The sequence below is a fragment of the Mesorhizobium sp. M5C.F.Ca.IN.020.29.1.1 genome (assembly GCF_003997375.1).
Lineage (GTDB): Bacteria > Pseudomonadota > Alphaproteobacteria > Rhizobiales > Rhizobiaceae > Mesorhizobium > Mesorhizobium wenxiniae.
This window is the reverse complement of the sequence record NZ_RZSW01000024.1, coordinates 1-26,783: the sequence shown is the minus strand read 5'-3', so window position 1 is coordinate 26,783 and position 26,783 is coordinate 1. Positions and strand designations below refer to the sequence as shown.

The window sequence follows — 26,783 nt, the reverse complement described above, 5'->3', positions numbered from 1 at the left end:
TCTCAGGCCTTTCCACCGCGCTGCATACCGCCAAAAAAGGCATCTCGGTCGCCGTCCTGGAAGCGGAAATCATCGCCTGGGGCGCGACCGGCAGGAATGCCGGCTTCGTCGTGCCGAATTTCGCGAAAAGAGACCCCGACGATATCATTGCCGAGCTCGGACCCGGACGCGGCGAACGCCTTGTCGAGTTCGCCACCGGCAGCGCCGACCTCGTCTTCGACCTGATCAGGCGGCACGGCATCGAATGCGACGCAGACCAGAGCGGATGGATACAACCGGCCCATTCGCAGGCCGCTCTCGAAAAAACCAGGTCGCGCGCCGAACAATGGGCAAGACGCGGAAGAGCGACTGTTACGCTGGACAGGCAGGAAACCGAAGATCTGACCGGCATTCGGGGTTATCCCGGCGGCTGGATGGACCCGTCGGGCGGTGTCCTCAATCCGGTCGAATACGCACGCGGCCTCGCTGACGCGGCGGAAAAGGCCGGAGCCCGCATCTTCGAGCATACGCGCGTTGCATCGATCGATCGCAACGGGGATGGCTGGGCTTTGAAGACGGAATCGGGTTCGGTGCGTGCTGGAAAGGTGCTGATTGCCACCAACGCCTATGGCGGACCACTGAACCGCGCGCTGCAGCGAACCTACTTTCCTCTGAAAATCTTCCAGATCGCGACGGCTCCGCTGCCGCGCGAATACCGCACTTACCTGCTTCCAGGCGGGCAAGGCGTCGGCGACACCAGGCGCAATCTTTTCACCTTCCGCTTCGATAGCGAAAACCGGCTGATAACTGGCGGCATGCATAGTCTTGGTCCCGGCGCCGACGCGCGGGTGCCCCATTCGATCTGGCGCCGGCTTGCAAAACACCTCGATCTCCCGGAAATCCCACCACTCGCCTACAGCTGGTCGGGGATGGCCGCCGTCGAGCCCGACTTCCTGCCGCACCTTGTCGATCTCGGGCCTGGCCTGATCGCGGGCTTTGCCTGCAACGGACGTGGCATTGCTATGACGACGAGCATGGGCAAGGTCCTTGCGGATTGGGCTGATGGAACAAAGCCGCAGGATTTGCCGCTGCCGTTTGCGCCGCCGTCGCCGATCCCGCTCCATGGCCTGATGCGGCATGCGCCAAACATGCTGCTTCCGCTAAGCATCCTGCGCGACCGGCTGGATGAGGGGCGCTAGTCGACGTCTCAACCAAGCTCCAAGGTCGTTATCGCAAAGACGCCGGACTGCGCGAGCTGCGGCGCTTTTCCCTTGTACATTCGAGCCGTTTCGAAGCCCGGTTGAAGGCCGGCGAACGACAGCAAAGCTGCAAAACTTCCACTGGTCTCGGGAACGTCGAGATGGACATTTCCGGGTCCGGAGGCATTGGCGAGCGCGGCGAAGAGACGGCTTGCCACGTCAAGGCTGTTGGAAAAAAGCGGGCCGAACTTATTGCCGTCCCGGCATTGGCGCGCGACGCCGTACCCCGCAATGGCGCCCTCCTCGAGGATCGCAAGTGCCATGTGCGGGGGGCGCAGCCAGTGGTCCAGGAAGGATCGCCTCGAAGCCGGAAAGAATCGGCGGTCATAGTCCAGGACATCCGCGATGAGTTCCGGGCCTATGACGCAAATGCCGCTGTCGGTGGCTGCCGGGACATTCGGCGCTCCAACGAACCGGATCGTCCGGTGGACCGGCGCAAAACCCATGCTGCGATAGTTGGCCTGCTGTTCGACGACGCCATCGAGGCCGATCGTGCGGTCGCCGAGCCGCGCCATGCCGGCGTCCCAGACCGCCTTGCCATGGCCCTCGCCGCGCCTGTCCGGCCGACAGATGTAGAGGCCGATGAAGCCGAAACCGCCGCCATAGGCAACAGCCGAAATGCCGGCGACCATTTCGCCATCGACGAAGGCGCCGATGAAGCCCTCGGGATCCGCTGCCTGGAACGCCACGGCATCGCCGAGGCCGGGATTCCAGCCCTCCGCTGCCGCCCAGTCGACAAGGATTTCCACTTCTTCAAGTGCGAGCGTTCTGATCATTCGGCGCATTGCGATCACTCGGGGCAACAGAACCGGGGGCGAAGGACTTCAATGCGCCACGATAGGGCTTTGCGAGCGGGTTTGCATAGGCGCCGCGCTTGGACGTCGACAGGCCAAGCGCGACGAGTGCCTCGGCTTGCTTGACCGCCGCGCCGACGCCGTCGATGACCGGAACGCCGAACTCCCGCTGCAGCTCGGCGGCGAGGTCGGCCATGCCGGCACAGCCGAGCACGATGGCCTCGGCGCGATCCTCCTCGAGCGCGCGCGCGATCTCGCCGCGCAGTTTCAGGATCGCGTCCGATGCCGGGTCTTCGAGGGCAAGAACCGGAACGTCGGCGGCGCGCACGCGCGCCCGCCCGGCCATGCCGTAGCGCTGCACCAGCCCTTCGACCGGCACCCGCGAGCGCTCGGTCGTGGTGACGACGGTGAAGCGCTGGGCGATGAACGAGGCCGTGCTGAGCGCTGTCTCGCAAATGCCGATGACCGGCATGTCGGCCATGGCGCGCGCGGCATTGAGGCCGGTGTCGTCGAAACAGGCGATGATCGCGGCCTGCGCGCCCGACCGTTCGCCCGCGGCGATCTCGACCAGCAGGCCGGGCACCGCGAGCGCCTCGTCGTAGTAGCCTTCGATCGAAACTGGCCCCATCGACGAGGTGACGGCGACGATTTCCGTCTCGGCGCCGGCGACCAACCGCGCCGCCGCTGCAATGGTTTCGGTCATGCTGGCGGTGGTGTTCGGATTGACAACGAGGATTTGCACTGCGGTTCTCAAATACGCGCCCGGCGACGGCCGACATAGATGATTGCGCCGAGCGTAAGCAGGATCACCAGGAAGGAAAACATGGTCGTCACGGTGCCCAGCGCATAGAGCACCGGCGTCGTGACATTCGTCGTCATGCCGTAGATTTCGAGCGGCAGCGTGTTGAACGTGCCCGAGGTCATTAGCGTGCGGGCGAACTCGTCATAGGAGAGAGTGAAACCGAACAGGCCGACGCCGATCAAGCTAGGCGCGATCATCGGCAGGACGACATGCGCGAAGGTCTGCCAGGACGACGCTCCGAGATCACGCGCGGCTTCCTCATAGGCCGGTGAGAACCGGTTGAAGACGGCGAACATGATCAGCACGCCGAAGGGCAAGGTCCATGTCAGATGCGAACCGAAGGCGGATGTATACCAAGCGGGGCGGAAGCCGATCTGCTGGAAGACGACGCCGATGCCGAGCGAGATGATGATCGACGGCACGACGAGACTGGCGACCGCCAGATAGAACAATGCGGTGGCGCCGCGAAATTTTTGGCGGAAGGCAAGACCGGCAAGCAGCGACACGCCGACGGTCACGATCATCACCATCAGGCCAAGGATGAAGGAGCGTTTGAAACTGCCGCCGAAATCGCCGACCGCCTGGCGCTCGAACAGGTTGGCGAACCAGTGCAGCGAAACGCCGTTCAGCGGAAACGTCAGCCCGCCATTCTCGCCCTGGAAGGACAGGATCAGGATCGCTGAAAGCGGGCCGTAGAGAAACAGCACGAAAAGGGCGAAGAAGGCCGCCAGCACGTAGAATTCAAAGGTGCGTTTCTCCCGGCTCATCGCCTCACAGCTCCTTGCGAATATCGACGATGCGCAGGATGCCGGCGACCATCAACAGCACCAGCACCAGGAGCACGACCGCGTTGGCGGCCGCTGCCGGATATTGCAGCAGCGACATCTGGTTCTTCATCATCAGTGCGACGGATGCGCTCTGCCCGCCGGACATCACCTGCACTGTCGAAAAGTCGGCCATCACCAGCGTCACGACAAAGATGGTGCCGATCGCCATGCCGGGCTTGGCGAGCGGAATGATGACGTTCCACAGGACCTGCCAGCCGGAAGCGCCGGCGTCACGCGCGGCCTCGATCAGCGACTTGTCGATGCGCATCAGTGTGTTGAAGATCGGCGTCACCATGAACAGCGCGTAGAGATGCACCATGGCCAGCACCACGGCGAATTCGGAATAGAGTAGCCATTCGATCGGCTTCGGGATCAGCCCCATCTGAACCAGGGTTGAGTTGACGAGGCCGTTGCGGCCAAGCACCGGAATCCACGAGATCATGCGAATGATGTTGGAGGTCAGGAACGGCACGGTGCAGACAAGGAACAGCACCATCTGCATGGCGGTGGTCCTGATATGGAAGGCGAGGAAATAGGCGACCCAGAAGCCGACGAACAGCGTCAGCGCCCAGACAATGGCGGCGTATTTCAGCGTATTCAGATAGGTTTTCCAGGTGACCCAGGAGCCGAGCGTGTCGGAATAGTTGGTGGTCAGGAAATCCGGGTACATCGCCGCGAAGTCGTAGTCCCAGAAGGAGACCACGGCGATCATCAGGATCGGCAGCAAAAGGAACGCGCCGAGGATCAGCGCCAGCGGTGTCGCCTGGAGATAGGGAACGAGGCGGGCAAGAGACAGGCGGCGTCTGGCCAGCTCTGCGGACTTAACGTGAGTGGATCGTTCGAGCGCTACGGTCATCAACATCTCGGTCTAGGTCGGCGACGCGACTGAGGCTGCGTTCCCTTCTGTGGGAGAAGGTGGCCGAGCGAAGCTCGGTCGGATGAGCGGTGCTCCAGCTTGGCCCGACGGCGATCCGTCCAACACCCCTCCACCGTCTTGGCGCTGCGCGCCAATCCACCTTCTCCCACAAGGGGAGAAGGGGAAGAGGTTGCGCTACGCCGCGATGAACTCGTTCCAGCGCCTCACCATGTAGCGGTCCTCGTCCATGACCGTGTTCCAGCAGGCGACCTTGCCCATGCGCTCGACGAAGGAGCCGCCGTCGCGCACGGCGCCCGCCTTCTCCATGACTTTCCCGTCCGGCGCCATGATGTCGCCCTTGGCCGGCTTGCCGTCGACCCAGTAGCCCCATTCGTCCTCGGACATGAACTGCTTGGCCGTGTCCATGGCGGCCGAGTAGTAGCCCTGGCGGTTGAGATAGGCGCCGACCCAGCCGGACAGGTACCAGTTGATATATTCGTAGGCGGCGTCGAGCTCAGCGCCCTTGAGATGCGCTGCAAGGCCAAGGCCGCCGCCCCATGAGCGGTAGCCTTCCTTGAGCGGCTGGTATTTGCAGGCGATGCCCTTGGAGCGGACCGCCGCGACGGCCGGCGACCACATCGACTGGATGACCACTTCGCCTGAAGCCATCAGGTTGACGCTCTCGTCGAACGATTTCCAGAACGCCCGGAATTGGCCGTCCTGCTTGGCCTTGATCAGGAAGTCGATCGTCTTGTCGATCTCCTCCTTGGTCATGTTGCCCTTGTCGGCATATTTGATGTTGCCCATGGCTTCCATGATCATCGCCGCATCCATGATGCCGATCGACGGGATGTTGAGAATGGCGGCCTTGCCCTTGAAGGCCGGATCCATGATGTCGGCCCAGGTGGTGATGTCGCGGCAAGGTCGGGGCGGATGCCGAGCGTATCGGCGTTGTAGATGGTCGGAACCATCGTCATCCACTGGGTCGGCTGCTTGGCGAAGGTCTTGGCGTCCTGCGCCTCGACGAAACCGACGGTGTGCGGCGCGGTGCCCTGGGCTATGACGCTGTCGGGCGTCAGCTTGCCGGTGATGAAGAGCGGTACGATCTTGTCGTAATATTTCAGCTTCTTGACATCCATCGGCTGCATCACGCCGGACGGATACACTTTCTTGGCGATCCAGTATTCGATGTCGGCGATGTCATAACTGTCCGGCTGGGTCACAGCACGCTGGGCGGCGGCGTCGGAATCGGTCGCCGTCATCTCCAGCGTGATGCCGAGATCGGCCTTGCACTTGTCGGCAATGGCGTTGAGGTTGGACACGCCGGTGCCGAACTGGCGCAGCGTGATCGGGTTCTGCGCCCAGATCGTCGGGAACCCGGTGATCACGCCGGAGCCGGCGGCAAAACCGACGGCGGCGGCACCTGTCTTGAGCAGCGAGCGGCGGGAAATTCCTGTCTTCTTGTCGGTGGTGTTGGTCATGTCAGTTCCCCTGTTTGGATTGGTTGTTCTGGTTCAGGAATCGAGACGGCCAAGGACGATCGCGTCCTCGGTGTCCCAGGCGATCGGCACCGCGTTGCCGACGGCAACCGGCTTGGCGAAGAAGCTGGTGTCGTCGACGATCACGGTGAAATCCTCGATGCCGGCGCCATTGACCGAGAGCTTCACGGTCGAGCCGCGGTATTCGATATTGGAGACGATGCCGGCGAAACCCAGCCCCATGGCCGGCGGGTCGCCGATCCGCACGTGGTCGGTTCGAATGGCGATATCGATCGGCTCGCCGATCGCCCTGCCCTGCCCGCTGGCCGCTAGCGAGGCGCCACCCGGCACATCGAAGACAATCATGCCGTCGCGGCTGCCGCTGACGCGGCCGGAGACGACGTTATGATCGCCCATGAAACGCGCGACGAACGCAGTGGCCGGTCGCTCGAAGACGACGCGCGGATGCGCCGCCTGCTCGATGCGGCCGTCATTCATAACCACGATGAGGTCGGCGAGCGCCATGGCCTCCTCCTGGCTGTGGGTAACATGGACGAAGGTGATGCCGAGCGACGTCTGCAGCTTCTTCAGTTCGGCCCGCATGCGGATCTTCAGGAACGGATCGAGTGCCGAGAGCGGTTCGTCGAGCAGCAGTGCCTCGGGGTCGGTGATCAGCGCGCGGGCCAGGGCGACGCGCTGCTGCTGTCCGCCCGAAAGCTGCGCCGGGCGGCGGCCGGCATAGGCTTCCATCTGCATCAGCTTCAGCATGACGAGCGCCTTGGCGCGGCGCTCCTCCTTGCCGACACCTTTCATCTTGAGGCTGAACGCAACATTGTCGACCAGGTCGAGATGCGGAAACAGCGCGTAGGACTGGAACATCATGGCGGTGCCGCGTCTGGCCGGCGGCAGGTCGGTGACTACTGTGTTGCCGAGACGCACGTCGCCGCTCGATATGCTCTCGTGCCCGGCAATCATGCGCAGCGTCGACGTCTTGCCGCAGCCGGACGGGCCGAGCAGGCAACAAAAAGTTCCCGCGGGGATTTTCAGGCTGATGTCTTCGACGGCAGTCGTGGCGCCATAGATCTTCGAAACGGACACGATATCGATTTCGGCGGCTTTAGACATCCAGCTTCCTCTCTAATTCAACTTAAGCAAAGCATCATGCATGCCAATCGCCCTGCATCGGCCTCAAACGGTTGATTTTTTGGGTAAATCGGGACTGCATGCGACCGCCCGTCGAAACGGCACTCTTGTGCTATGCACAAAATATAGGCGATAGCAGGCGATTCTCGCAAAAATCGTATGCAATCTTTCCCTGACATCGTATTCACTTTAGCCCTCTGCAACCGACCCGATTCAGGGTAGAAAGGTGCAGGGACTATCATCATGAATATAGCCGACCAGACTTTCCCTGCTGTCGACAGTGCCAACGAGGATCGCGCCCAGGCGATCCGCGACCAGTTGCGCGACGCGATCGTCGATCGCCGGCTGGCGCCCGGAACCAAGCTGTCGGAAGGCGAGGTCGGCACTCTGTTGATGTCAGCCGCACCGTGGCGCGCGCAGCACTGCAGATGCTATCCTTCGAAGGCTTGGTTCGGACCGAACGCAATCGTGGGGCCTTCGTCGCCAACCCGTCGCCGGAGGAAGCGCGTCAGGTCTTCGCTTCGCGCCGGCTGATCGAGCCCGGTATAGCGATCGCCGCCGCCGGGCGGATGACGCCGGCGCATGTCGCTGCCTTCAAGGCGCAGCTCGATGAAGAGGGCCGCTTCATTGCCGAACGCGGACCAAATGCAAGACGCTCGGAAATCAAAGCTTCGGGCGATTTTCACCTGCTGCTGGCTTCGGTTGCCGGAAACGCGATCCTCCAGCGCTTCATGGAAGAACTGGTGGCGCGGTCATCGCTGGTGATCGCACTCTATGGCCGCTCGGGCGTCTCGAGCTGCGGTCATAGCGAGCACATGAATATCCTGGAGGCGCTGGAAAATGGCAATGCCGAACGCGCCAGCGCGCTGATGCTGCATCACATCGACCATATTGAGGCCGACCTCGATCTGCGCGTCAGGAGCGGTCCGGCGCTCAGGCAGGCGCTCGAGTTCTGACGGTCATGCCGACCGGAGGGACGCGATAACCGCGCCCCTCAAAGCCGCTCGGCGCGGATCTTCAGGATCTGGTACAGCAAATCGCGGATGCGCCGCAGCCTCATCGACAATTTCTGGCTCATCTGCATTCCAGTTCTGTTTGCCGACTGCCTGCGTTTGATCGCCTCACTCAGAAACTTTGGGCCGCCAAGGCCATTCCAACCAGCGAGGTGGCGAGCCCAGCGGTGCGGACCGTCGTCGGCCAACGAGCCAGCTTGACAGCGGACAGAATGCCGATCGCATGCAGCATCGACGTGGCGAGCATGAAGCCAGCGGCGTAGCCGATGCCGCCGGCGCTCTCGGGAACCTCGAGGCCGTGGGCGTTGCCGTGAAAGAGGCCGAACAGGGCCGTCAGTGCTGCTGCAGCGGCTATCGGCAGCGGCTTGGCCAGGCCGACGATCGCGCCGAAGACCACAAGCGACAGCGCGATGCCGGTTTCAAGGGAAGGCAGCCCGATGCCGGCCATGCCGAGCAAGGCTCCGGCGACCATGGCCGAGACAAAGAACAGCGGCACAAGGACAATACTGTGCCCCCCGGCGCGAGCGCCAATCATGCCGACCGCGATCATGGCGAGCAGATGATCCATACCGAAGAGCGGATGTTCGAGACCGGCGAAAAAGCCGTGAATGTGAGCGTCGCCGCTATGGGCAAATGCCAGCGACGGCGTGAGGGCGGCGAGAGATGAAAGGATGCCAAGTCTTGCAAATGGTTTCATGATTGTACCTGTTCGATGAGAGTGACGGGTTCCGGTTTCAGTGCCCGGGAATGGTGAATTGCGAAGCGGCGGAACGGTCTGCAAGGGCGCGCGCCGCGGCGAAGCCGAGCGGCTTTTGCTCATTGCCATCGTGATAGATGAAAGCGAGGCGGCGGCGGTGCGATGTCAGGCGCGCCGGCAACGGGTGATAGGCGACGCCGGTGCCGCCGACGAGCGGCATGACCGCGCCGACATCGACCAGATCCTCGGTCTCGATGCGAAGCAGATGAAGCCGCACGCCGTCCGCCCTCTCGCCGACAAAGGGTATGCCGGCCAGGCGCAGAAAGCTGGATGGGTCCGGCGCCCGTGCAAAGCCTTCGAGGAAGGCGGTTTCGACAAGGTCGAGGTCGACCAATGCGGGATCAACCGGCGGCTCGTGAGCTTGATCCGGCAGATGCGGCGTCTGCCATTGCAGCGGCTTGCCGGCGGGCCCGTTGTGGCCGGGGGCGTGCGGATAGTCATGATGTCCGTTCGGCCGGTGGTGGCCGTCGTCATGGCCATGACTGTGGTGGTGGTCATCGTGCATGGTCAAAAACTCACCGGTTTGTCGATGATCGATTTGTGCTTGCCGAGATTGCCGTGGGCGACCATCGAGCCGAGCGCTTCGACGACGACGCGCACACCGAACAGCGCGGTGATGTCCGACGTGTCGTAGGGCGGCGAGACCTCGACCACTTCCAGGCCGCAAATGCCAGGCGCCGTCACCAGCCCAAGCAGCTTGAGCGCCTCGCGCGGCAGGAAGCCGCCCGGCTCAGGCCAGCCGGTGCCGGGCACGAAACCACAATCGAGGCTGTCGACGTCGAAAGAGATGTAGACGGCGTCGGTGTCCTTCCATGCGAGTTCGAGCGCGATTTCCGCCGCCTTCTCAAGGCCCATCTGCTCGATGTCGGCAATGGTCAGCACGTTGGTGCCGCGCTTCCTCGCCTCGGCGACGCCGTAGCGGGGAACCTGCCAGCCGCCGATGCCGAGCTGCACGAGATTGGTCGCCGAGACGTTCGGCAGGTTGGTCGCCCAGTACCAAGGCGTGGTGTGCATGCGCTCGTCGAGATCCTTTTCCTGGATGTCGATATGGCGGTCGAAATGGATGATGCCGATCCGCTTCGAGGTCACGTCGGCGATGCCGCGCACGCAAGGGAAACCGATCGAATGGTCGCCGCCCAGCATGATCGGCAGCGCGCCGGACGAGGCGACATGGCTGACGCCCTTGGTGATCTGGTCGAAGCTCTTTTCGAGGTTGGCGGGAATGGTGAAGACGTCGCCGGCGTCGCACAACGTCATCTGCTCGCGCAAATCGACGCCGAGCTCGTAATTGTACGGCGTGTAGAGCGCCGAGATGCGGCGAATGCCTTGCGGCCCGAAGCGGGTTCCCGGCCGGTAGGTGGTGCCGCTGTCGAAAGGAATGCCGACGACGGCAGCATCATATTTGCCGACATCGCGGACATTCTCGACATAGGGCGCCTTGAGAAAGGTGTTGATGCCGGCGAAATGCGGCAGTTCGCCGCGCGCGAATGTCGGGATCGACTTGTCGACGATCGACTCCGATCCCGGCAGGCCCATGTCGAGCGCCCATTGCTGCTCCTTGCGCCAGCCGCTTTCCGGCAGCTTGCCCTCGGCCTCGATCGATTTCCAGCCCTGCGTGCCGCGCGCGTCGAAATCCGGGTGGTGAAAGCGTTCCCTGGCCGCCCGGCCGACGAGCCCTGCACGGCGGTGGCTGCGTTCGGGGATATTTCTGGACATTCAAACTCTCCGTTACGACGCCGTCGTCGCCATTGCTGTTTCCGGCCGGGTCGTCCCGACCATCGCGGCCACCTTGGCCAAGTGATGATGAGAGGAAGCCCGGGTCTTGCGGTCGAGCCTCAGATCGTAGGTGATCGTCGCGCCGTAAGCGGACGGGAACTGCGGATCGTGGCGCAGCTTGTCGAAGACCAGCACGCGGGTGCCGAGCTTGAAGGCCTCGCCGATATCGTGGGTGACCATCACCACCGTCATGCCATGCTCGGTCCAGAGCTCGGTCAGCAGGTCGTGCATCTCGACGCGGATGCCGGGATCGAGCGCCCCGAACGGTTCATCGAGGAGCAGGATCTGCGGACGGCCAAGCAAGGTCTGTGCAATCGCCAGCCGCTGCTGCATCCCGCCGGAGAGCGATGCCGGATAGAGGTCGCGCGCATGGGCAAGGCCAACCCGCGCCAGCATGGCCTCGCCCTCTTGCCTGGCGTTTCTGCGCCTGGCGCCGAAGACGCGGCCAAACGGCCCACCCGAGCGAAAGTCTTCGACCAGCAGCAGGTTCTGGATTGCGGTCAGATGCGGAAACACCGAATAGCGCTGAAAGACGATGCCGCGCTGTGGCGTCGGCTCGGGCACGATCGGGCCATCGCCGACGATGACGACGCCGCTGCTCTGCTGCTCCTGGCCGAGCAGAATGCGCAGGAACGTCGATTTTCCGCAGCCGCTGGCGCCGACCAGCGACAGGAATTCGCCGGCTTCGGCGGTGACGTTGACCCGCTCGAGCACGCGGGCATCGCCATAACTCTTTTCCAGCCCATGAACGACGATGCGGCTCATCTGGCCCCCACCGGGTGCGCCCAAGGGGACGCCGCTCGGGAAAGCCGCACCAGCAGCCAGTCGGTGATGACGGCAAGCAGCGTGATCCAGGCGACATAGGGCAGGATGACGTCCATCAAGAGATAGCGGCGGACGAGGAAGATGCGGTAACCCAGCCCTTCGGTCGAGGCGATGGCTTCGGCGGCGATCAGGAACAGCCAGGCCGGCCCGAGCGCCAGCCGCACGCAAGTGATGAGGCGCGGCATGATCTGCGGCAGCACCAGCCGCAAGATCATGGTCCAGCTGTTGCCGCCAAGCGTCTGCGCCTTGGCCACCAACTCTGGTGGCAACTCCATCACCCGGTTGGCGATGTCGCGCACCATCACCGGCGCGACGCCGACGGCGATCAGCGTGACCTTGGCCGTTTCGCCGAGGCCGAGCGCAATGAACAGGATCGGCAGCAGCGCCAGCGGAGGGATGACGCAAACGACGGTGACGAAGGGCAGCAGGAACGCTCGCACCCGCGGGATGAAGCCGATGGCAATGCCGAGCGAAAGCGCGGCGACCGTCGCAACGCCTACGCCCGCGAACAGCCTGAGGAGACTGGCATAGGTGTCGACCCACAGGATGAGGTCGCCCGAGCGCTTGTCCGGCACCGTGGCAAGGTCAAGAAAGGCCGACCACATCTGTACCGGCGAAGGCAGCAGCTTGTCGCTGGGATTGAGCGCCAGTCGTTGCGCCGAAGCGATCAGATAGGCGATTGCCACGAACAGGAACGGCAAGCCGCCGAGGAACAAGGCGCCGCCGCGCGAAACCTTCGCATTGATCATGCGAAGTCGCACCCTAGGCTTTGGCCGGGAAAGGCGCATGGTGCCCTCACCGCCCGTCGCGGAGGCTTGATCCCTGGCACTCATTCCCTTGGCCAGCATGTCGGGTCAGGGCGTTGCGGTTGCCGCCTCGGCCATGAAGGCTGGATCGAAACGCAGCTTGACGTTCTTGGCGTCGCCCAGCGTGGATCCGTCGGCAAAGCTCATGCCGACCACGTCGACACTCGTCGCATTGGTGCCGAGAATGCCGTGGCTGAACAGGAAGTTGCGGACCAGATCCATCGTCTTCGGCAATTCGCTGCCATTGGTGAACTCGACCGCCTTGGCGGGATCGTAGAACATTGCCGTCGAGGCAAGCTGCGCGTCGAAGCCGGCGAGGTCGGTGCCGGACGCCTTGGCCATCTCCTCCTTGGCTGCCTTGCCTTCCGGCGTGTCGGAGGTCATCAGCTCCATCACCTCGTACCACGCGCCGACAAGCGCCTTGCCCAGCGCCGGGTTGTCCTTCAGCGTCTCGGTGTTGACCACCATCATGTCGATGATCTCGCCGGGAATCTGCGCGGAATCGAAAACCTTGTGCGCACCCGGCATGGCGACGATCTCGGAAACCAGCGGGTTCCAAGTGACGACCGAGGTGACGTCGCTGGTGCCATAGGCGGCGACCATGTCGGCGTCGGATGTGTTGACGACGGTGATGTCCTTCTCGGCGAGATTGACCGTGTCCAGCGCCCGCGCCAGCAGGTAATGCGAGACGGAGAGCTCGACGAGATTGACCTTCTGGCCGGCAATGTCGGCGAGCGCTGCCTTGTCCTTGAGGATCACCGCATCATTGCCGTTGGAGAAGTCACCGATGATCAACGCGGTGGTGTCGACGCCGCCGCCGGCGGGGATCGACAGCGCGTCCATGTTGGTCATCGAACAGCCGTCGAAACCGCCAGCGGTGTACTGGTTGATGCTTTCGACATAGTCGTTGATGCGGGTGATCTCGACATTGATGCCGTTTTTGTCGGCCCATTTCTTCATGATGCCGCTGTCGGAGAGATAGCCCCACGGCATCCAGCCGACATAGATCGACCAGCATATCTTGAAGTCTTTCTTGGGCGCCGCGTCGGCGGCGGAAACGATGGGAAGGCTGAGTGATGCGGCTAGGATGATTGCTGCCAGCTTGCGAAGCATTGCGTACCCCTGTTCGCGATCCGGATTGCGACCGGATTTAATGTTGGGGTTTACGGAGCGCGCATCCGGGAGAGGTTCGCGCCAGCAAACCCGTGCAGGGTTCTCCCGGGATTTTGGCCCGCCGTGTTCCGCCGGATGCCTCAGTGCATCCCTGGCGGTCGCATCTCTTGGACCAGCACCGCTGTGTCGCGGCCGGAACCCTAGACGCTCTGCACACCATCTACGAAGCAAGGAGCATGCCAAAGCCGAATTATGCCAAATGCCCGGCATTTGTGGAACTGTGCGGCTTCGAGCATTCGCCCGAGTGACGCGAAAATCATCGCATCGCCGACGGATTGGGCAGTTTGCCTGATTGCTGCTAGGAAGACATCCCGATCGAATCCGCCGGTTTAATCGGGTCAACCGCTGCAAAGACGGCGCTCGCCTCGCTGACGATGGAAACGTGATCCTTGGCTGCATGCCCTGCGGCAGCGCTGTCACCGCGCATGATCGCGGTAACGATGACGTCATGCTCCTGCCAGGATTTGGCCAGGCGGCCCGGCAGCATGAATTGCGCGCGCCGGAACGGCGCCAGCCGGCTGCGGGTCATGACGGTCAGTTCATAGATGTGCTTGCTGTGCGCGCCGCGATAGAGCCGGGTGTGGAACTCGGTGTTGAAATACTCGTAGTCCTCCTCCGCACCCAGTTGCACAAGGCGCGCCGATGCCTGGTGCTCGATCTCGAGCGCGCGGCGCTCCTCGGTGGTCATGCGCTCGGCCGAGAACCGTGCGCAAATCGCTTCAAGCTCGGCCATGCTCTCGAACATCGAGGCAAGATGCTCCTGCGTCACCACGGCGACAGTGGCGCCGCGGTTGGGACGCCTTTCGACCAACCCCATGGCGCTCAGCCGGCCAAGCGCCTCCCTGACGGGAGTGCGCGACACATCGAAACGGGCAGCCAGCGAGGCCTCGTCGAGCTTTTCGCCGGGGCGCAGGAAGCCGGTGACGATCCGGTCACCGATCGCCCTCACCATCTGATCGACGGTCGTGCCCGACCTGATCAAGCTGCGCTTCCCCGACAATTTTCCTCCGTCAGTCTTTTTCGCGGTCGCGCGGCAATGGCTCGCCGGAAGTTTCGACTCGGGCGCGCCCTCTATGCCTTTGTTTTAATCTAGATGTCAAACTGGCTAATTGAAAGGCAAAAAGTGTATGCAATTGCCTTTCGCTTGAGCACGGCAAATCGGCCCGCCAACTGATTTAATTGGATAAATTCCATCTTTTGAACTGGCACGGCGATTGCATGCACTTTTACGAGAAGGGAATTAATCGACCCGGAAAGGGTTCAACAGGGAGCATTCACATGACCGAGAGATTCATGCTTAGCCGCCGCGATCTGCTCAAGACCTCCGCCGCCGGAGCGGCGCTCGGCCTGGCCTGGGCGTCATTCCCGATCAGCAGGGCATTCGCCGCTGCCGTCACTGTCGGCTTCATCTATGTCGGACCGAAGGACGACTACGGCTATAACCAGGCGCATGCCGAGGGTGCCGCCACATTGAAGGCCATCGAGGGCATCTCCGTGGTCGAGGAGGAGAACGTCCCCGAGACGGTCGATGTCCAGAAGTCGATGGAATCGATGATCAACCTCGACGGCGCCTCGCTGATCTTCCCGACCTCGTTCGGCTATTTCGATCCGCACATGCTGGCCATGTGCGCGAAATTCCCCGACGTGCAGTTCCGCCATTGCGGCGGCATGTGGAACAACGACAAGCATCCGATGAATGCCGGTTCCTATTTCGGCTATATCGGCATGGGCCAGTATCTCAACGGCGTCGCCGCCGGCCACGCCACCAAGACCAAGAAGATCGGCTTCGTCGCCGCAAAGCCCATTCCGCAGGTCCTGCTCAACATTAACTCCTTCCTGCTCGGCGCACGCTCGGTCGACCCGGCAATCACCTGCCAGGTGATCTTTACCGGCGAATGGTCGCTGGCAGTCAAGGAGGCGGAGGCCACCAACGCACTGGTCGATCAGGGTGCCGACGTCATCACCTGCCATGTCGACAGCCCGAAAGTGGTGGTCGAAACGGCGGCCGGGCGCGGCGCCTTCATTTGCGGCTACCATGCCAATCAGAGCCCGCTGGCGCCCGAAAAATACCTGACCGGCGCGGAATGGAACTGGGCGAAGGTCTACAAGATGTTCGTCGACGACCTCGTGGCCGGCAAGCCGCTGCCCAATTTCACGCGCGGCGGACTGGCCGACGGCTTCGTCAAGATGAGCCCGCTCGGCCCCGCCGTCAGCGAGGCGGCGCGCGCGCAGTTCGACGGCACGCTCGCCGAAATGATGAAGGGCGGCTTTTCCGTAATCAAGGGGCCGTTGAAGAACAACAAGGGTGACGTCGTCGCAACCGAGGGCCAGACCTTCGTCGAAGCCGCGATCGAACTGGAAAGCATGGACTATCTCGTCGAGGGTGTCGTCGGCTCGACCGCTTGAGCATGGATCGGAGACGGGGGCCATGGCAGACACCGTGAGCAGCGCGAGCGTGCCAGTGATGCTCGGCGCCAAAAGCTATCCGACGGCGCTCGAATGGATCGCCCGGCGCGCGGAAGCCTTCGTCATCCCGCTCGCGGCACTGATTGTCGGCATGGCCCTGTTCAGCCTGTTCATCGCGCTGGTCGGCAAATCGCCGGCGCAGCTCTATGAAACGATGTGGCGCGGCGGGTTCGGCTCGTGGTTCTCGGTCCAGAACTCGCTGTCGCGGGCCGCACCCTTGCTGCTTGCGGCGCTCTGCGTGGCTCTGCCTGCCCGGCTCGGCCTTGTCGTCATCGGCGGCGAAGGCGCGATCGTGCTGGGCGGCGTCGCCGCGGCTGCCATAGGCGTGGCCGCCAGCGGCGCCCCCGCCTTTTTCGTTATTCTTGCCATGGGCGTGGCGGGCCTGGCCGCCGGCGGCATCTGGATCGGTGCCGTCGGCGCGCTACGCCACTACCGTGCCGTCAACGAAACCATATCGAGCCTTTTGATGGCCTATATCGCCATCGCCCTGATGAACCATCTGGTGGAAGGACCGCTGCGCGATCCCGCCTCGCTCAACAAACCGTCGACCGAGCCGTTGGCTGAGGCCTACCGCATCGGCAACATTCCGGGCATGGACGTGCATTGGGGCCTGGTCGTTGGCGTCATCGCCTGCATTCTGTCCTGGCTGCTGATCGAAAAGACCCGCTGGGGGTTCGCCGCCCGCATCGCTGGCGGCAATGTCAGGGCAGCCCAGGTGCAGGGACTTGCCGTCGGGCCGCTGATCGTCGGTTTCACGGCGCTGGCCGGCGGCTTCGCCGGCCTTGCCGGCATGCTGGAAGTCGCCGCCGTGCAAGGCAGCGCCAACGCCTCGCTCGCCGCTGGCTACGGGTATACTGGTATTCTGGTCGCCTTCCTCGCCCGCCACAATCCGCTCGCCATCATCCCGGTCGCCTTCCTGCTTGGCGGCATCGACGCCTCCGGCGGGCTGATCCAGCGCCGCATGGATCTCCCCGACGCCACCGTGCTGGTGCTGCAAGGCATGCTCTTCGTCGTCATCCTGTTCAGCGAAACCTTCTACGGCCGCTTCAAGGCCTTCAATCCCGACCTCTGGCAGAGGCCCGATCTGTTGAAGGGAACTGCCTGATGAATGCAACCGAGATCGGCCTCTGGGGCGTTCCGCTCGCGATGCTCGGCGGCGCCATCCGCGTGTCGACGCCCTTCATCTTCGTGTCGCTGGGCGAAGCCATCACCGAGCGTTCAGGGCGCATCAATCTCGGCCTCGAAGGCACGCTGGTGTTCGGCGCGATGACCGCCTATGCCGTCGCGGTGATGACCGGCTCGCCTTGGCTTGGCCTGCTGGCTGCCGCCGCTGCCGGTCTTTGCTTCGGCCTGTTCCACGGCTGGATCTGCAAATTCCGTGGTGTTAACGACATTGCCATCGGCATTGCGCTGATGCTGTTCGGCTCGGGTCTCGCCTTCTTCTTCGGCAAACCGTTCATCCAGCCCTCGGCGCCCGACCTGCCGGCCATCCCCTTTGGCGGCTGGTCCGACGTTCCGCAGGTGCAGGCGGCGCTCAACGTCAATGTGCTGTTCCTGATCGGCGCAGCACTTGCCGTGTTCCTGTGGTGGGCTTTCCGCAACACCCGCGCCGGCCTGATCCTGCGCGTGGTCGGTGACAGTTCCGACGCCGCGCGCGCCATGGGCCTCAACCCGAATACGGTGCGCCTCATCGCCACCGGTATCGGCGGCGCGCTGGCCGGCATCGGCGGCGCTTATCTGTCGCTCTACTATCCCGGCAGCTGGACCGAAGGCATTTCGTCGGGACAGGGGCTGATGGCGGTGGCGCTGGTCATCTTCGCGCGCTGGAACCCGCTCGGCTGCTTTGCCGCCGCGCTGCTGTTCGGCGGCGCCGGCGCGCTGGGGCCGGCGCTGCAATCGGTCGGCGTCACGCAAGGCTACTATCTGTTCTACGCCGCACCCTACATTCTCACCCTCGTCATCATGATCGCCACCTCGTCGCCGAGCCGTTCGCTGGCCGGCGCGCCGGACGAACTGTCGATCACCAAATGACGTTTCCAGACTGGAGTTTTTCTCAATGAACGCCAGAGCCGAGGTCACGCAGCGCTATATCGATGCCGATCCCTATCCATGGCCCTACAATGGCGAGCTTCGGCCCGACAACACGGCGCTGATCATCATCGACATGCAGACGGATTTCTGTGGGCCGGGCGGCTATGTCGATCATATGGGCTACGATCTCTCGCTGGTGCGGGCGCCGATCGAGCCGATCAGATCGGTGCTGTCGGCCATGCGGGCGAAGGGCTACACCATCATTCATACGCGCGAGGGCCACCGGCCCGATCTCGCCGACCTGCCGGCCAACAAACGCTGGCGCTCGCGCCGCATCAATGCCGGCATCGGCGATCCCGGACCCTGCGGGCGCATCCTGGTGCGCGGCGAGCCGGGCTGGGACATCATCCCCGACCTTTATCCGGCCGAAGGCGAGCCGATCATCGACAAGCCGGGAAAGGGCTCGTTCTGCGCCACCGACCTGGAACTGATCCTCAACCAGCGCGGCATCGAAAACATCGTGCTGACCGGCATCACCACCGATGTCTGCGTGCACACGACGATGCGCGAAGCCAACGACCGCGGCTTCGAATGCGTGATGCTGGAGGATTGCTGCGGGGCGACCGACTACGGCAACCATCTCGCTGCGATCAAGATGATCAAGATGCAAGGCGGCGTGTTTGGCGCGGTGTCGAACTCGGCGTCCTTCGTTGCCCAGTTGCCATGAGGTTCGACCATGAGTGACCGCGGCAAAAAAGCGCTTGGCGTCGAGACCATCGGCATGAGCATGCGCTTCGGCGCCTTCACCGCGCTGGACAACGTCTCCATCAAGGTGCCGGCGGGATCGTTTCATGCGCTGCTTGGCGAAAACGGCGCGGGCAAGTCGACGCTGGTCAAATGCATCATGGGTTTTTATCACCCGACCGCCGGCGACATTCTGATCGACGGCCGCGAGGTCGGGATCGCCAGTCCGAAGGATGGCTCGGCGCTCGGCCTCGGTATGGTCTACCAGCATTTTACCCTGGTCCCGTCGCTGACGGGTGCCGAGAACCTGGTCATTTCGCGCGAAAAGGTGCCGGGGATTATCGACTGGCGCAAGGAGCGCGCCGCACTTGCCCAATTCATGGAGCGGATGCCGTTCAAGCTGCCGCTCGACGTCAAAGTGGCCGAACTCGCCGCCGGCGAGAAACAGAAGCTCGAAATCATCAAGCAGCTTTATCTCGGCCGCAGCTTTCTGGTGCTGGATGAGCCGACGTCGGTGCTAACCCCCGGCGAGGCGCAGGAAGTGCTGGGCCTCGTGCGCGGCATGACCAAGGCGGGCGATCTCACCGTGCTGATGATCTCGCACAAATTCCACGAGGTGACGGCTTTCGCCGACGACATCACGGTGCTGCGCAAGGGCAGATTGACCGGAACGGGGAAAGTGTCGGAGCTGTCTCACAAGCAGATGGCGGCGATGATGATCGGCGACCAGCCGATCGCCGCGCTCGATTCGCGCGCTCCAGTGCCGGCCGATGCCAGGCAGGTTCTGACGGTGAAGTCGCTGAAGGCGCCCGACCGCACCGGCCTGAAGACCATCAACATCGGCGAACTCGATGTCAAATCCGGCGAGATCGTCGGCGTCGCCGGCATTTCCGGGAACGGCCAGAAGGAGTTTTTAGAAGTCCTTGCCGGGCAGCGTACGCGTGATGCCGGCGACGTTCTGGTGAAGGGATCGCCCTACGGCGCCAGCCGCGCCGAGGCACGCATGCTCAATGTGCGCTTCATCCCGGAGGAACCGTTGAGCAATGCCTGCGCGCCGAGGATGACGGTTGCCGAAAACATGGCTTTCCGGACTTTCGACCTGAACGAGGCTGGCAAGCCGATCAACTGGATCAAGATGAGCGCCATCAGGGACTATGCGACGCGCCTGGTCGAGCAGTTCAAAGTCAAGACGGCCTCGCTCGCCTCGCCGATTTCATCGCTGTCCGGCGGCAATGTGCAGCGCGCGGTGCTCGCCCGCGAACTGACCGGCGAGGTCGATCTTCTCATCGTGTCCAATCCCTGCTTTGGCCTCGACTTCTCCGCCGTCGCCGAAATTCGCGCCCGTATCATGAAGGCGCGCAACGCCGGCGCGGCGGTGCTGCTGATGTCGGAAGATCTCGATGAGCTCCTTGAACTTTCGGACCGCATCTTCGTCATGTCCGACGGCGCGCTGGTCTATGAGACGCCGATCGCGCAGGCGAGCGTCCAGACGATCGGCGAACATATGGCGGGACATCACTGATGGCGGAGATAGACGCGCTGCCGTTTCCGTTTGCCTTCAAGCCTGAGGCGATGGCGCTGGTCGTCATCGACATGCAGCGCGATTTCGCCGAGCCGGGCGGCTTCGGCGCCAGCCTCGGCAACGACGTCAGCCGGGTGGTGGCGATCGTGCCGACGGTGAAGAAGCTGATCGAGGGTTTCCGCGCCGCCGGCCTGCCGGTGATCCACACGATGGAGTGCCACAGGCCTGATCTCTCGGATCTGCCGCCGGCCAAGCGCAATCGCGGCAATCCATCGATCCGGATCGGCGACGCTGGCCCGATGGGCCGTGTGCTGATCGTCGGCGAGCCGGGAACGGCGATCCTCGACGAGCTTGCCCCGCTGCCTGGCGAGATCGTCATCGAAAAACCCGGCAAGGGCGCGTTCTATGCCACCAGCTTCGGTGAGGACCTGAAGCGGCTCGGCGCGCAGCAGCTCGTCTTTGCCGGGGTCACGACGGAAGTCTGTGTGCAGACGACGATGCGCGAGGCCAACGACCGTGGCTATGAATGCCTGCTGGCCGAGGATGCGACGGAGAGTTATTTTCCGGAATTCAAGGCGGCCGCGCTGGCCATGATCAGGGCGCAGGGCGCGATCGTCGGCTGGACGGCGACGACTGACCAGGTGCTCAAGGGAATTGCCGATGCCTAACATTGCATACCCGGCTCTCATCCGCGGGGGCTGGCGTGATCTGGCATTCGAGCATTTTCGCGACGGCATCACGGTGCATTGGCTGCTCAAGGGCGGACCGGCCGAACCGTCCGTCGCCATCCTGAACTATCGGCCCGGCGCCGGCGTGCCGCGCCATCGTCATGTCGGGCTCGAAACCATCGTCGTGCTGGAAGGCACCCAGAGCGACGAGAACGGCGACTATCCTGCCGGAAGCGTGATCCTGAACCTGGTCGGGACCGAGCATTCGGTGTGGACGAAAGACGGCTGCGTCGTGCTGATCCAGTGGAATCTGCCGGTGGCCATTCTGGACGAGACGAAATGAGCGACATCCGTTTTGAATTCGGGAGCCTGCACGCGACCTATGCCTCTGGCACGTCAGCCGCGACCGTAATTGAAACCGTGTTCCAGCGCATAGCGGAAGCGGACGATCCCGGCATCTTCATCCACCTGGCGAGCAAGGCGGACCTGCTCGCCGAAGCCGAAGCACTCGGCGGATTCGATCCCGTGGCAAAGCCGCTCTGGGGCGTGCCGTTCGCGGTCAAGGACAACATCGATGTTGCCGGCATGCCGACCACGGCGGCCTGCGCCGAATATGCCTACTTACCGGCGAAAGACGCCACCGTCGTCGCGCGTCTGAGGGCGGCCGGCGCGCTGGTCGTCGGAAAAACCAATCTCGACCAATTCGCCACCGGGCTCGTCGGCGTGCGCACACCTTATCCAATCCCGAGAAACGCGATCGATCCTAAACTGGTGCCGGGCGGCTCCTCGTGCGGCTCGGCTGTGGCGACGGCGCACGGCATCGTTTCTTTCGCACTCGGCACCGATACCGCGGGATCCGGCCGCGTGCCTGCCGGCCTCAACAACATCGTCGGGCTGAAGCCGACTGTCGGCGCGCTGTCGGCCGCCGGCGTGGTGCCGGCCTGCCGCACGCTCGACTGCGTCTCCGTCTTTGCGCTCACCGTTGATGACGCCTATAGCGTCTTCAGGGCCGCGGCGGCAAAGGATGACGCCGATCCCTATTCGCGCTCCATCGCGGCACCATCACTCGGTCCGCGCCCGCCTATGCTGACCGTCGGCGTTCCGGCAAAAGCAGACCGGGAATTTTTTGGCGACGCGGCCATGCAGGCGGGATTCGAAACGGCGCTGTGGACGCTGGAACAGCTTGGCTGCCGATTGGTCGAAATCCCGTTCGGCGATTTCTACGCCACCGCCAACCTGCTTTACGAAGGCGCCTGGGTGGCGGAGCGCTATGCGGCGATTGCGGATTTCATGGACGCGAACGAAGCGGCCATGCATCCGGTGACGCGCACAATCATCGGCGGGGCGCGAAAGCTCTCCGCGGCAGACGCGTTCAACGGCCTCTATGCGCTGCAGGCCTACAAGGTCAGGCTGGCGCCTGTCATTGCCTCGGTCGACCTTTTCTGCGTACCGACCGCGCCGACGCATTACACTATCGGCGCCGTCTTGGCCGATCCGATCGTCACCAACAGCCGGCTCGGCACCTACACCAATTTCGTCAATCTGCTCGACATGTGCGGCATCGCCATACCGACGGGGAAGCGCGACGATGGCTTGCCGATGAGCGTCACCCTGCTTGCCGCCGCCGGCAGGGACGCCCTGACGGCGTCGCTGGCCAGCGAGCTCCATGCAGCCAGCGGTCTCGGCCTTGGCGCGACTGGCTGGACGATGCCTGCTTCCCCCGCCAAAATCCCCGACTTCGATGACGACATGATCGAGATCGTAGTCGTCGGCGCGCACTTGTCGGGAATGCCGCTCAACGGCCAGCTCTGCGCGCTGGGAGGCCGAATGAGCAGGGCCGCCAAGACGGTCGCCTCCTACCAGCTTTACGCGCTCGCGGGCCAATCTGTGCCGAAGCCGGGGCTCGTGCGTGTTGCCGATGGCGAAGGGGCGGCGATCGATGTCGAGGTTTGGCGGCTTTCGCCAGACGCGTTCGGACGCTTCGTGGCCGCGATCCCGCCGCCGCTCGGCATAGGCACGATCGAGCTCGACGAGGGGACATCGGCCAAAGGCTTCCTGGTCGAAACCGCCGGGTTGTCACGAGCTATCGACATTTCGGCATATGGCGGTTGGCGTAGCTTCATCGCAAAGGCCGGCGGAGAGCGACTGGAAAGCGTTCCGGCCGATTGAACGACCGGCCGTTCGCGCCGGCAACGTCAGCGCGACCTCAAATCATAGCAGCGATGCTCGGCGAGCCGGTCACGCCGAATGCCGTAAGCGATCCGTAAGCGAGCATGTTCGAAACGTTGCATCGTGAGTGGCAGGCGTCACCAAGCGCTTGCCACTGCCGGAGACCTCGCGATGCGAACAGGCAGTGCAGTGGCCGCAACAGATTTCGTCAGGACTCATCAGACCCGGGATGGTCCGTGCCGTCGGGTTTTTCTTCTCGCCGGACGCTGTCGACGGCAGCGGTGATAATTCTCAGCCTGCTGCCGGCTTCGGGGATCGCTGGAGATCAGACCCCCGATTGGCGCCTGAACGCTCGAATCGTCGCCGTCGGGCTGCCCGACGTGGCCGGCGTGCGCGAGGTGGGGCGCTATCGGCGGGCCGATACCGGCAAATCCGGAATTCCTGATGGCGACGCGCGAAGGCCGGATGCTCGATCCGCTCAGGGTTCTCGTCGCAGTGGGCAGCAATTTCGGCGCACCGCTAGGCGATCCAGCATTTGAGGCCGGGACGATCCTGCCCATCGATCCGCGCGCGGGCAAGTCCGGTGGCACCATTATCGTTCCGCAAGAGCTCAACAATGGAGATGCGAGGGTTCAGCTCTACACGGCACAGAGTGAACGGTTCCTCAACCAGCGGTACAATGCCGGGGCTCGAACCGCACGCCTCGCAGCCGCGTCTGGACCGCGATACATTTCGATCAACAACGCCTTCGGAAGGCCCTGGATCGCTAACGCGCCGAGCGGGATTAATGGCGAGGGCAACGTCACCGTCGTCGACCCCGACGGTGCCCGCTCGCCAACGCGCCAAGCCGCGAGGCCGGCGGCGTGTTCGCTGGCCGGCATACCGATCGCGAGCAGACGCCGAAAGCACAGCCCAGCGGCTGGCTTGGCAAGCTGCTGAATTATCGGGCAAGCGGCCAGCTGACATCGGGCGGAATGCAGACGGGGGCGCTCGGAACGGCGTTTCTCGGTCCGTCGCCGGACGGCAGCGGCTTTGCCGTGTTCGCCGCCGTCACCGCGGATGGCGGCTTGGTTCAAATCCATGTCCAGGACGGCGTCGACGGCTTGGCCGGGCCCGGCACGGTAAGCACCGGCCTGGGCACGGTAAGCACCGGCCATGGCACGGTGAGTGCCGGCCACGGCATCGGCGAAGATCCCGGCGTCATCGGCATCGCCTTCAAGTGGAACCCGGACCGCGCTCTCTATATCGCTGATCCGGGCCGTGACCGGCTGGTGCTGCTTGAACTGGAGGACGACCGCCGGCATTTCACGGTCGCCAGGACCCGCACGATCTCGCTGCCGGAATTCGACCATCCGGTCGACGTTGCCGCTGCCAATCCCGAAATCGCCAATCCGCAGTTCTCGAGCCATACGACGCTCGCTGGGGGGTCCGATCTGTTTGTCGCCAACCGCGGCGACGGTTCGCTCCTGCGCGTGAGCCAGGACGGCCGGCTTCTCGCCCGCGCGACGATCGAGGTTCCAGGGCTCGGCCCTTTGGGAGCCGATCGCCTTCGCGCGATCGCGACGTCGGCGGACGCACAGCATATCTGGATAACGATTGGCGGCGAGGTTCCGGGATTTCCGGGCCACGAAGGGGCGCTCGTCGAGGTTGGGGCCTTCGACGAGCACGGCGCGGCGGCAGCGACGCAGGAGACACAGAGCGCTGCCGCCGACGCCAATCTTGCGGCGCGCGGAAAACAGGTGTTTCAGACCGATTTCACGCCGCGCATGGGCCTCGGCCCATTGTTCAATGCGGCGTCCTGCGTGGCCTGCCATCCCGGCCCCGGCGGCGCGAGCACTGATGAAAGCCTCTTTGCGCGCAGGATAGCCCACATGGATCCGGGGTCTGGGCGCACGGTGCCGATCGATCATCCCAACAGTCCGGTCGCCAGACGCCATGCGTTGCGCGCCGGCATGGGGATCGTGCCGGCGGCGATGCCAGGCCGGGCCAATGTGATTTCGCTGCGCATGCCGCTCGCTCTCTACGGTATCGCCAGGATCGACGAGATACCCGACGGCGTCATCGAAGCTCAGGCGATCAGCAAGGGCGACGGCATCAAAGGCCGCGCACATCACGTCGTCGACGCCCAAGGCGCATCGCGGGTCGGTCGATACGGTTGGAAGGCTGATATCGCCACCCTCGAAGACATGGTGGCGAACGCTTTCGCAAACGAACTCGGCGTCACCAGCGCGACTGTCAGCCGCGAGGCGGGCGCGCAGCCGATCGAAGACGATTCCGCACAGATCGACGCGGTCGCCTCCTATCTGCGAGTGCTCCGCCTGCCCGATGGGGCAAAGCCATGAGCCTCGCCCTGACGCTCTCCCATGCGCCGGAAAAAGTGCGTCCGGTCTTGCCTGGCGTCATCGTTGCTGCGGCACTCGCCCTTGCGGCTGGCTGGATCGCCGGCGGACTGGGCGAGCCGCTGTCGCGCAACCCGGTCCTCGTCGCCATGCTCTTCGGACTGCTGATCGGCAGCAGCTTCGCCTGTCCGGACGCCTTGCGCCCGGGGCTCGACTTCACCAAGCGCTATCTGTTGCGGCTCGCCGTGGTGCTGGTCGGCTTCCGTATCACGACGCGGCTGTTCCTGGATCTGGGGTTCATGCCGCTCGCGGTGGCGGCCATCGAGCTGATCCTGGTGCTGACGCTGCTCTACGCCATCGCGCGCAAGCTGTTCAGGCTCGACGCCGAGATCGCGCTGCTTGTCGCGGTCGGCAGCGCCGTCTGCGGCGCCGCGGCGATCCTCTCCATGGCCGCGCTCGTGCGTGCACGCGACCAGAGCGCCGGCATCGCCATCGCCTTGATCACGCTGTGCGGCACGGTGGCGTTGCTCGCCTATCCGGTCATGTTCCTGGGCGGTTGGCTGCCGCATCTCGACGACCGCCTGTATGGTGTGTTCGTCGGGGCGAGCATTTTCGAACTGGCGCAGGTCTACGGCGCCTCCTTCGCTATTTCCGATGACGCACTGAATACCGCCACGCTGGTCAAGTTCAGCAAAGTGCTGATGCTCGTCCCGCTTTTGCTCGCCGCCAGCCTGGTGTTTCGCAGCCGTAACAGGGCGCAAGAGGCCGCGCCGATCCCGTTCCCGTGGTTCATCGTCGCGTTCATCGGCGTGGTGATTCTCAATTCGGAGATCACCCTCAATCCGCAACTGCGCCGCGTCATCCTCGGTGTCGACCAGTTCCTGTTCCTGATGGTGATGATCGCGCTCGGCATCACCACCCGGGTCGGCCGGCTCGAGAGGCCGGCGGCGCCTGGCGCCTGATCGGCGTTGGTTTCGTCGGGGTGGCTCTGTTGGCAGCCCTGGCCTATGGCGCATTGATCCCGTTCTCGGCGACCTTCCGGGCCGCATCACCTTCATCGAGCCAAAGCGCGATGCTCGGCAACCATGGCGGACGGCTTTTCGCCTCGGTCGGTTGCGCCAAATGCCATGTGCCGGCGCTGGAGGGCATCAACGGCGAGGTCCGGCTCTATTCCGACCTTTTGCTGCACGACATGGGGCCGGCGCTCGACGACAAGATCGTCCAGGGCGATGCGATCGGCGCCGAATGGCGGACCGCCCCGCTCGTCGGCATCCGCCTACGCCAACGCTACCTGCACGACGGCCGCGCGACCACGCTGCGCGATGCCGTCTTCGCCCATGGCGGCACGGCGCAGAT

The 26,783-nt window shown here is 63.8% G+C and carries 24 protein-coding genes and 3 pseudogenes; 14 read left to right on the top strand and 13 right to left on the bottom strand.

Annotated elements, in window-relative coordinates:
• The coding region (locus EOA85_RS03885) for an FAD-dependent oxidoreductase (protein WP_164759474.1) at window positions 1–1,178 on the top strand (1,178 nt) is incomplete at its 5' end.
• 8 nt (window positions 1,179–1,186) lie between these two features.
• Here EOA85_RS03885 and EOA85_RS03880 read toward each other — a convergent pair.
• The 6 genes and pseudogenes from EOA85_RS03880 to EOA85_RS03855 all read right to left on the bottom strand — a co-directional run bounded on the left by EOA85_RS03880 (window position 1,187) and on the right by EOA85_RS03855 (window position 7,120).
• Window positions 1,187–2,023, bottom strand: coding sequence for a GNAT family N-acetyltransferase (locus EOA85_RS03880; protein ID WP_127208443.1), 837 nt, complete (start codon window positions 2,021–2,023; stop codon window positions 1,187–1,189).
• Window positions 1,992–2,774: an aspartate/glutamate racemase family protein gene (locus tag EOA85_RS03875; protein WP_127208442.1), complete on the bottom strand. Its 783-nt coding sequence runs from the start codon at window positions 2,772–2,774 to the stop codon at window positions 1,992–1,994. The genes EOA85_RS03880 and EOA85_RS03875 overlap by 32 nt, the downstream gene beginning before the upstream one ends.
• Window positions 2,775–2,782: 8 nt before the next feature.
• Window positions 2,783–3,601: an ABC transporter permease gene (locus EOA85_RS03870; RefSeq protein ID WP_127208441.1), complete on the bottom strand. Its 819-nt coding sequence runs from the start codon at window positions 3,599–3,601 to the stop codon at window positions 2,783–2,785.
• A gap of 4 nt (window positions 3,602–3,605) precedes the next feature.
• Window positions 3,606–4,439 (bottom strand): annotated as a pseudogene (locus EOA85_RS03865) (ABC transporter permease); the annotation flags it as partial.
• A gap of 273 nt (window positions 4,440–4,712) precedes the next feature.
• Window positions 4,713–5,998 (bottom strand): annotated as a pseudogene (locus EOA85_RS03860) (PotD/PotF family extracellular solute-binding protein).
• 33 nt (window positions 5,999–6,031) lie between these two features.
• Window positions 6,032–7,120: an ABC transporter ATP-binding protein gene (locus tag EOA85_RS03855; protein WP_127208439.1), complete on the bottom strand. Its 1,089-nt coding sequence runs from the start codon at window positions 7,118–7,120 to the stop codon at window positions 6,032–6,034.
• A gap of 261 nt (window positions 7,121–7,381) precedes the next feature.
• Here EOA85_RS03855 and EOA85_RS03850 point away from each other — a divergent pair.
• Window positions 7,382–8,094 (top strand): annotated as a pseudogene (locus tag EOA85_RS03850) (GntR family transcriptional regulator).
• Window positions 8,095–8,263: 169 nt separating this feature from the next.
• Here the strand turns inward: EOA85_RS03850 and EOA85_RS03845 are convergent.
• The 7 genes from EOA85_RS03845 to EOA85_RS03815 all read right to left on the bottom strand — a co-directional run bounded on the left by EOA85_RS03845 (window position 8,264) and on the right by EOA85_RS03815 (window position 14,470).
• A complete protein-coding gene (locus EOA85_RS03845) occupies window positions 8,264–8,848 on the bottom strand; it encodes a HupE/UreJ family protein (RefSeq protein ID WP_127208438.1) in 585 nt (194 codons plus the stop codon).
• Between the two features lie 37 nt (window positions 8,849–8,885).
• Window positions 8,886–9,413, bottom strand: coding sequence for a hypothetical protein (locus EOA85_RS03840; RefSeq protein ID WP_127208437.1), 528 nt, complete (start codon window positions 9,411–9,413; stop codon window positions 8,886–8,888).
• A gap of 2 nt (window positions 9,414–9,415) precedes the next feature.
• Window positions 9,416–10,624 carry an agmatinase family protein gene (locus EOA85_RS03835; protein WP_127208436.1) on the bottom strand — a complete coding sequence of 403 codons (1,209 nt, stop codon included), beginning with the start codon at window positions 10,622–10,624 and terminating at the stop codon, window positions 9,416–9,418.
• Window positions 10,625–10,636: 12 nt separating this feature from the next.
• Window positions 10,637–11,449: an ATP-binding cassette domain-containing protein gene (locus tag EOA85_RS03830; RefSeq protein ID WP_127208435.1), complete on the bottom strand. Its 813-nt coding sequence runs from the start codon at window positions 11,447–11,449 to the stop codon at window positions 10,637–10,639.
• Window positions 11,446–12,258: an ABC transporter permease gene (locus EOA85_RS03825; RefSeq protein WP_127208434.1), complete on the bottom strand. Its 813-nt coding sequence runs from the start codon at window positions 12,256–12,258 to the stop codon at window positions 11,446–11,448. Before EOA85_RS03825 ends, EOA85_RS03830 begins: the two co-directional genes overlap by 4 nt.
• Before the next feature lie 105 nt (window positions 12,259–12,363).
• Window positions 12,364–13,428, bottom strand: coding sequence for a putative urea ABC transporter substrate-binding protein (locus EOA85_RS03820; RefSeq protein WP_127208433.1), 1,065 nt, complete (start codon window positions 13,426–13,428; stop codon window positions 12,364–12,366).
• A gap of 358 nt (window positions 13,429–13,786) precedes the next feature.
• Window positions 13,787–14,470 (bottom strand): GntR family transcriptional regulator, encoded by a 684-nt coding sequence (locus tag EOA85_RS03815; RefSeq protein ID WP_127208432.1) that lies wholly within the window; start codon window positions 14,468–14,470, stop codon window positions 13,787–13,789.
• A gap of 296 nt (window positions 14,471–14,766) precedes the next feature.
• Between EOA85_RS03815 and EOA85_RS03810 the strand changes: the two genes are divergently transcribed.
• The 12 genes from EOA85_RS03810 to EOA85_RS38625 all read left to right on the top strand — a co-directional run.
• Window positions 14,767–15,894, top strand: coding sequence for a BMP family ABC transporter substrate-binding protein (locus tag EOA85_RS03810; protein ID WP_127208431.1), 1,128 nt, complete (start codon window positions 14,767–14,769; stop codon window positions 15,892–15,894).
• A 58-nt stretch (window positions 15,895–15,952) separates the two neighbouring features.
• A complete protein-coding gene (locus EOA85_RS03805; protein ID WP_245485601.1) occupies window positions 15,953–17,059 on the top strand; it encodes an ABC transporter permease in 1,107 nt (368 codons plus the stop codon).
• Window positions 17,059–17,985 carry an ABC transporter permease gene (locus EOA85_RS03800; protein ID WP_127208429.1) on the top strand — a complete coding sequence of 309 codons (927 nt, stop codon included), beginning with the start codon at window positions 17,059–17,061 and terminating at the stop codon, window positions 17,983–17,985. The genes EOA85_RS03805 and EOA85_RS03800 overlap by 1 nt, the downstream gene beginning before the upstream one ends.
• 25 nt (window positions 17,986–18,010) lie before the next feature.
• Window positions 18,011–18,712, top strand: coding sequence for an isochorismatase family cysteine hydrolase (locus tag EOA85_RS03795; protein WP_123146849.1), 702 nt, complete (start codon window positions 18,011–18,013; stop codon window positions 18,710–18,712).
• 9 nt (window positions 18,713–18,721) lie between these two features.
• A complete protein-coding gene (locus EOA85_RS03790; RefSeq protein WP_127208428.1) occupies window positions 18,722–20,251 on the top strand; it encodes an ABC transporter ATP-binding protein in 1,530 nt (509 codons plus the stop codon).
• On the top strand, window positions 20,251–20,919 hold the full coding sequence (locus tag EOA85_RS03785) for an isochorismatase family cysteine hydrolase (RefSeq protein ID WP_127208427.1): 669 nt from the start codon (window positions 20,251–20,253) through the stop codon (window positions 20,917–20,919). The genes EOA85_RS03790 and EOA85_RS03785 overlap by 1 nt, the downstream gene beginning before the upstream one ends.
• Window positions 20,912–21,262 (top strand): cupin domain-containing protein, encoded by a 351-nt coding sequence (locus EOA85_RS03780; protein ID WP_127208426.1) that lies wholly within the window; start codon window positions 20,912–20,914, stop codon window positions 21,260–21,262. The genes EOA85_RS03785 and EOA85_RS03780 overlap by 8 nt, the downstream gene beginning before the upstream one ends.
• On the top strand, window positions 21,259–23,088 hold the full coding sequence (gene atzF / locus EOA85_RS03775) for an allophanate hydrolase (protein WP_127208425.1): 1,830 nt from the start codon (window positions 21,259–21,261) through the stop codon (window positions 23,086–23,088). The genes EOA85_RS03780 and atzF overlap by 4 nt, the downstream gene beginning before the upstream one ends.
• A gap of 444 nt (window positions 23,089–23,532) precedes the next feature.
• On the top strand, window positions 23,533–24,027 hold the full coding sequence (locus tag EOA85_RS38630; RefSeq protein ID WP_245485600.1) for a hypothetical protein: 495 nt from the start codon (window positions 23,533–23,535) through the stop codon (window positions 24,025–24,027).
• Complete coding sequence (locus tag EOA85_RS03770) at window positions 23,952–25,430, top strand: di-heme oxidoredictase family protein (protein WP_245485599.1); 1,479 nt, start codon at window positions 23,952–23,954, stop codon at window positions 25,428–25,430. Before EOA85_RS38630 ends, EOA85_RS03770 begins: the two co-directional genes overlap by 76 nt.
• A complete protein-coding gene (locus tag EOA85_RS03765) occupies window positions 25,427–26,389 on the top strand; it encodes a putative sulfate exporter family transporter (protein WP_245485598.1) in 963 nt (320 codons plus the stop codon). Before EOA85_RS03770 ends, EOA85_RS03765 begins: the two co-directional genes overlap by 4 nt.
• 29 nt (window positions 26,390–26,418) lie before the next feature.
• Window positions 26,419–26,783 (top strand): di-heme oxidoredictase family protein (locus EOA85_RS38625; RefSeq protein ID WP_281033700.1); only part of this gene is annotated, 365 nt, incomplete at its 3' end.

Bases quoted from the DNA above. Each gene is read 5' to 3' on its own strand.
- EOA85_RS03790 (WP_127208428.1), top strand. From the start codon at position 18,722: ATGAGTGACCGCGGCAAAAAAGCGCTTGGCGTCGAGACCATCGGCATG.
- EOA85_RS03780 (WP_127208426.1), top strand. From the start codon at position 20,912: ATGCCTAACATTGCATACCCGGCTCTCATCCGCGGGGGCTGGCGTGAT.
- atzF (WP_127208425.1), top strand. From the start codon at position 21,259: ATGAGCGACATCCGTTTTGAATTCGGGAGCCTGCACGCGACCTATGCC.
- EOA85_RS03800 (WP_127208429.1), top strand. From the start codon at position 17,059: ATGAATGCAACCGAGATCGGCCTCTGGGGCGTTCCGCTCGCGATGCTC.
- EOA85_RS03880 (WP_127208443.1), bottom strand. From the start codon at position 2,023: ATGCGCCGAATGATCAGAACGCTCGCACTTGAAGAAGTGGAAATCCTT.
- EOA85_RS03820 (WP_127208433.1), bottom strand. From the start codon at position 13,428: ATGCTTCGCAAGCTGGCAGCAATCATCCTAGCCGCATCACTCAGCCTT.
- EOA85_RS03810 (WP_127208431.1), top strand. From the start codon at position 14,767: ATGACCGAGAGATTCATGCTTAGCCGCCGCGATCTGCTCAAGACCTCC.
- EOA85_RS03840 (WP_127208437.1), bottom strand. From the start codon at position 9,413: ATGCACGATGACCACCACCACAGTCATGGCCATGACGACGGCCACCAC.
- EOA85_RS03825 (WP_127208434.1), bottom strand. From the start codon at position 12,258: ATGATCAATGCGAAGGTTTCGCGCGGCGGCGCCTTGTTCCTCGGCGGC.
- EOA85_RS03795 (WP_123146849.1), top strand. From the start codon at position 18,011: ATGAACGCCAGAGCCGAGGTCACGCAGCGCTATATCGATGCCGATCCC.
- EOA85_RS03805 (WP_245485601.1), top strand. From the start codon at position 15,953: ATGCTCGGCGCCAAAAGCTATCCGACGGCGCTCGAATGGATCGCCCGG.
- EOA85_RS03830 (WP_127208435.1), bottom strand. From the start codon at position 11,449: ATGAGCCGCATCGTCGTTCATGGGCTGGAAAAGAGTTATGGCGATGCC.
- EOA85_RS03835 (WP_127208436.1), bottom strand. From the start codon at position 10,624: ATGTCCAGAAATATCCCCGAACGCAGCCACCGCCGTGCAGGGCTCGTC.
- EOA85_RS03855 (WP_127208439.1), bottom strand. From the start codon at position 7,120: ATGTCTAAAGCCGCCGAAATCGATATCGTGTCCGTTTCGAAGATCTAT.
- EOA85_RS03845 (WP_127208438.1), bottom strand. From the start codon at position 8,848: ATGAAACCATTTGCAAGACTTGGCATCCTTTCATCTCTCGCCGCCCTC.
- EOA85_RS03765 (WP_245485598.1), top strand. From the start codon at position 25,427: ATGAGCCTCGCCCTGACGCTCTCCCATGCGCCGGAAAAAGTGCGTCCG.
- EOA85_RS03785 (WP_127208427.1), top strand. From the start codon at position 20,251: ATGGCGGAGATAGACGCGCTGCCGTTTCCGTTTGCCTTCAAGCCTGAG.
- EOA85_RS03870 (WP_127208441.1), bottom strand. From the start codon at position 3,601: ATGAGCCGGGAGAAACGCACCTTTGAATTCTACGTGCTGGCGGCCTTC.
- EOA85_RS38630 (WP_245485600.1), top strand. From the start codon at position 23,533: ATGGCGACGCGCGAAGGCCGGATGCTCGATCCGCTCAGGGTTCTCGTC.